The 5,158-nt window shown below is 43.7% G+C and carries 2 protein-coding genes; one reads left to right on the plus strand and one right to left on the minus strand.

Translation table 11 applies throughout. The annotated features are described in order from the left end of the window. Nucleotides 1–599: FimB/Mfa2 family fimbrial subunit (locus DWW90_RS20920; protein ID WP_233547859.1), on the minus strand; the 599-nt coding region annotated here is incomplete at its 3' end. Between the two features lie 1,737 nt (nt 600–2,336). On the opposite strand from DWW90_RS20920, the gene DWW90_RS20235 reads away from it, so the two are divergent. Next, complete coding sequence (locus tag DWW90_RS20235; RefSeq protein WP_122346271.1) at nt 2,337–4,367, plus strand: response regulator; 2,031 nt, start codon at nt 2,337–2,339, stop codon at nt 4,365–4,367. Nucleotides 4,368–5,158: the final 791 nt, after the last annotated feature.

The following is a 5,158-nucleotide window of genomic DNA, read 5'->3' on the forward strand; positions in this document are numbered from 1 at the left end:
CTGATTTCTTCGCTGTCATTAGAAAGACCGGCCCAAGCAACAACAGTAATCTTCTTTGATCCCGGGCAGCTGATCTCAACCGGCTTTACCTGGAGAAGATAATCTCTGTCGACTGTGATTTGTTTATAGAAATCATCGTTTTCGTCGAAAACGTACAGTGTAGTGCTCTTAACGTCACCTCTTGAAGTGATATCCTGATTTTCCGAATAAGCTTTGAGAATAACGGAGAAAGGAGCTTCAACGTTCAAAGGCACCTGGCTGTCTTCAACAGAATAAGAATCGCCATCGGCAGAACAACTAACAAAAGACAGGATTACGGACAGTGTCCATATTGTGAAGAAACAATTTGTGAAAATTTTACCCTTTTTCATGACCCTAATTTTTTTATGCAATTTATAAACCCTATACTCTGCGAGAACTTTTCCCTCGGTTAAGACCCTCATCAAAACCTCTTGTTTCTCGTTGACAATGCAAATATATGGCAGCAAATCGGATCCTGCAATAGTTTTGTGTATAATAAATGTTAAACGCATCAAAATAGTTTGAGAAAATATCAAATAGAGGGCTAAAACTGTCTCAAAAGGGTGTAAAACTATCATATCCGCCCTTTGTATTGATAGGAATGACTGTCTTTTGTGCATTGGTGAAAGTATCAATTGCGATAGTATAAGTATCATAGTAGATGATTGTCTTTCGTTTTCTTTTGATGAGTGGTAAAAGTATCACAATAGATGGTGAGCGTATTATTAGGGGCGTTTTCTGTGAGACTTCTGATATTTGTCCTTTATGTTCTGTCTTTTTATGGTATGCAGTTGTATGGTATTTTTGTATCTGTGTGATTTGTCCAGGTAAGAGAGCATCTCCAAGAAAAAGTGAGCTATCCTGTTCCCGCGCTCCGACGCGGGATCGCAAAATAGCCTGCCACATCCTAAATCATCATTTACAAGTTTTGATAAAGCCTGTTCTTCTGCGATCCCGCGTCGGAGCGCGGGAACGGGATAGTTTATATCTGGCAATTTCTGAATCTCCTGCCAATAAAAAAATTTGACAATAACCCCTATTTCAGCCATTTTTCTATTTCATCCAAAATCTTGATCCATTTTGAATTGACTCTTTTCACGGTTTTCATCATCTTTGCTGACAGTAGACGAAGCGAGGTGCGCAGGCAATTTGGAAAGCCGTGCAATTTGATTACCGAAAACCGGGAACGCCGTCAAAGTGATAAACCTTAACTCCCGGAGAATCGCCTGTAGCAAAATAAAACGGACGGCGTTTCAAATATCCCAAGGAAATTTTGGTGGTTTTTTCCAGTGAGGACGGTCGTTTTTCAAAAGAAGACGGTCGTCATCGCCATTGTGACCGTCCTCATGGGTGATGCACTCGGCACCTCGCGAAGATTATGACGGTCGTAACGGCGAAGAGGACGGTCGCAATGGTAAAAAACTCCCGGGAAAGAGAAAAAAGCCCCTTTTTGACGTCCAAAAAGCAGATTAACATTTGTTTGCTTTCAAGCCTCCTCTTAGCCGGAAAAATACGTTTTTTACAATAAGTCCCCCCCGGGGAGTTAAGAGTTGAAGGTTGGAGGACACAAAAAAAGAACAGGCAGTGTCGGCCATCCCAAGAGAAAGCGAAGCTTTCTAAGAAGGGCCTAAGCGGGCAGGCGTCAAGCGAAGGGTAAAGGCGAAGCGTCCGGAGCCTGCGCTGTTTGAGCGAAGCGAGTTTCGCAGGCGACAGCGTAGCCTTTGCCCGAAGTAGCCTGGCCGGTTAAGCCTTGATCTTTTGATTACTTTTGGATCAAGCCAAAAGTAATATTAAGGTACGCGTGCGTACCTTATAAATAGTATCGTAAAGAACTGTGTATTCCGACAGGAAGAACCTATATAAAAAAGGTGGCGTACACGCGGAACAATCCGGATGTACGCCTATGCATATAAAAATTGAGGGTAAAATAATTTACATTCATGTTTAGTATTCAGACAACCTGCTTTGACCGGCTTCGCCAATCCTTTACTCTCCTTTTTTCAGCTAAGCCCTAATTCTAAACAGTTGTCTGCTATTTCTTTGCAAATGTAAAGCGAGTTTTCTGGTCTTACAATAAATCGTGCATAAAAGATGTTAAACAAATCAATAATGATTGTGTTTGTATCATATGATTATTAAGGCTTGGGAAAACTGCCGCTTATTTAAAAACGCGAAAAGCCGTGATTCTCATGAATTTTTTTGAAATAAATAGTGTCAAAAGTGGTGAAAGGAGAATTTTTTTTGCCATCTTTGCAAGAGAATGTTGAGAATAAATTGTAGAGTTGTAGAAGGATAAATAATAAATGCATATAACCATGAATAAGAAATCTCTGTTCAGAAGGATGAGTGGAGTATTGTTGTGTACTCTCCTGAGTACTTCGGCAATCTTGGCAACCAATGAAAGCGGGCAATTTTTCGGAAGTGAAACATTAATAGTAGTGGTCATTTTACTGCTTTTTTTGCTCCCTTTGTTTTTTTACATGCGTAAACTGCATTCTAATATGAATGGCCGTTCGGACCAGATCATAAAAGAAAATTTCGCATTAGAGAACTCGAATAAGGAACTGACTGCTAAAAACGGGGATCTACTTTCCCGGAATGGCGCGCTCGAGGAACAGGTTTGCCGTCAGGAGGAGAAAATCCAGGCGTTGCGGACCCAGAATGATGAATTGGCAAAAGCCAATGGCGAATTAGTACGCAAAACGTCCGAACTTGAATCGACTGTCTCTACCTTAAATAATAATAAGAAAGAGATGGAACAACTCATCGTGACCAAGATCAAGGAAAACGATGCGATCCAGCGCGAGGCTGTCGAAAAACTTGCCGAAGCCGAAAACCGACTGAAAAATGCAGAGAGCATACACGATAATTTCTTTATAGAGACCATCTACGAAATGCGTACGCCGCTTTCGTTGGTGTTGGGTTCCTTAGCGCTCGTCGTGCAAAACGACGATCCGGACAAGGATATGTCCACCCAGCTACTCTCGGCCTACCGTAACACGCTCGCCATGCAGGACTTGGCAGACCAGCTGATCGGCACGCGCCGTTCGAACGACGTCGCCAACTATCTGCGCATAGCCCGCTACGATATGGTCGACATCTCCCGCCAGATATGCGATATCTTCGTCGACTGGGTCGCCATGAACAATGTCGATTTCCGCATCAATACGCAGACACCCGCACTTTGGGTTTGGGTAGACCGCCGCAAGATCGAGTTCGCCCTCCGTATGTTGCTCTCGAATGCCTTTAAGAATACGTTCGCGTACGGTAAAGTGACGCTCGATATCTCTGTCGTTAAGGAAAACGGCAAAGCCTACTGTTCGCTTGTTGTGAAAGACGAAGGGCTGGACGAAGACGAAAGCGCACGCCGCGGCTTGAAACAAATCATGGATATGGCAGACGCCATAGGCGGTTTTTATCGGCATGAGGCCGATAAAAACGGAACCTCTTATGCGGTCCTGGTTCCATTGGGCAAGCAGCATCTGCTGGATCGCCGCGTGGAATTTGTTGAGCCCGAGGCCGACTTGGTGAAGCTGAACGCCCGCCAGAAAGAAGACATAGCCGAACTGATCCAGGTGATCCCGCAAAAACAGGAGACAGGCAAGAAACTGTTAGTGATCGACGACAGCGACCAGATCCGCTGGTTCCTGAAACACGTCTTCAGCAAAGAGTACCAGATTCTCGAAGCCCGTAACGGGCAGGATGGTGTGGATGTCGCCTTGGCGGAAGAGCCGGACCTGATTCTTTGCGACGTCATGATGCCGGTGAAAGACGGTTATGAGACCTGCCGCGAGATCAAGAGCGATCCGAAGATGGCGCAGACGCCTGTCGTGATGCTGACCGCCAAGGTGGAAAGCGAAGATGTCATTACCGGGATCGAAGCCGGTGCGGACGATTATATCACGAAACCTTTCGACGTCGAGATTCTGCGCAGCAAGATCAACAGCCTGATGAAGAAACGCGACGATATGAAGCGTTACTTCTCCCATACCACTTCCGCTTCGGAAGAAGAAAACGCGCTGCCGACCAATCCGTTTATGGATGCCGTCGTCAAGAATATCGAGAAACACCTCGACGATTCGACTTTCGAGGCAAAGATACTTGCGGACTCCCTGAATATGAGTTTGCCTACTTTGTATCGTAAGATCAAGCAATATTCCGACTTGAGTATCCTGGAACTGACACGTAACATACGCCTGAAAAAAGCGGCCGAGTTGCTTGCCACCCAACAATATTCCGTACAGGAAGTCGCTGAAATGGTAGGATTTAACGATACCGCCACCTTCCGTAAACGTTTCACGGAGCAATACGGCGTGACACCGTCGCAATACGGAGTACCGGCTTAATTTTGCAAAACAGGGGATGTGTCAAAACTGCCCTGTTCCCGCGCTTGACGCGGGATCGCATTAAAACCAACCGTATAAACAACTGATTGATAAGGCCTGTCCTTTTGCGGCCCCGCGTCATGCGCGGGGACAAGGGACTTTTGTCATATGTATCATAGCACTGGCCTGTCCTGGGAAGCCCCTGTCGTCCGATCATTTTTTTTCATGGAAGGTTAAAAATATCATGTTGATATGTATATCTATTAAACTAATTTTTATATATTTGCATCGTCTATCCGCTATGTGCATGATTGAGGGAAAATTGAGAAGCGAAAAAACACAAAGCGATTGTTGAAGCGGATGGCATGAGGGATTGATTAACAGCATATATGAGGGAATTAAGTATGAGGGTAAAATTGGAGGGAAGAAACTACATCCTTCCCGAAATTCTATCAAAATTAGATGTAAATAAATCAAAATTCGGTTTTATAGGCGCACCGCTTAAATTTGAGAGGTATGCCCCTAACTTGTCATTACTTTTTCATCCATCTTTGCAATGTCGGAAGACAACAACCCGAGACGATGAGTAAGTGATAAAGATGATGTTATATATACTATACATTATTAACGATAAAAATTAATTAGCCGATGGGAAGGATAGAACAACGAGCAAAAGCACAACAGTCGTTCCAGACAACTCAGTAAGCTATAGGGTAAGATAAATAATAACTAATTTATAAATAAAGAATTTTATTAACTCACTACTGTCCAAAGAAATTTTCTCAGACATGATTTAAATTAGTTTATATTAA

Source organism: Parabacteroides sp. AF17-28, assembly GCF_003479205.1.
GTDB lineage: Bacteria > Bacteroidota > Bacteroidia > Bacteroidales > Tannerellaceae > Parabacteroides > Parabacteroides acidifaciens.

Excerpts from the sequence above, each read along its gene's own strand:
- DWW90_RS20235 (WP_122346271.1), top strand. The coding sequence starts at position 2,337 with ATGAATAAGAAATCTCTGTTCAGAAGGATGAGTGGAGTATTGTTGTGT.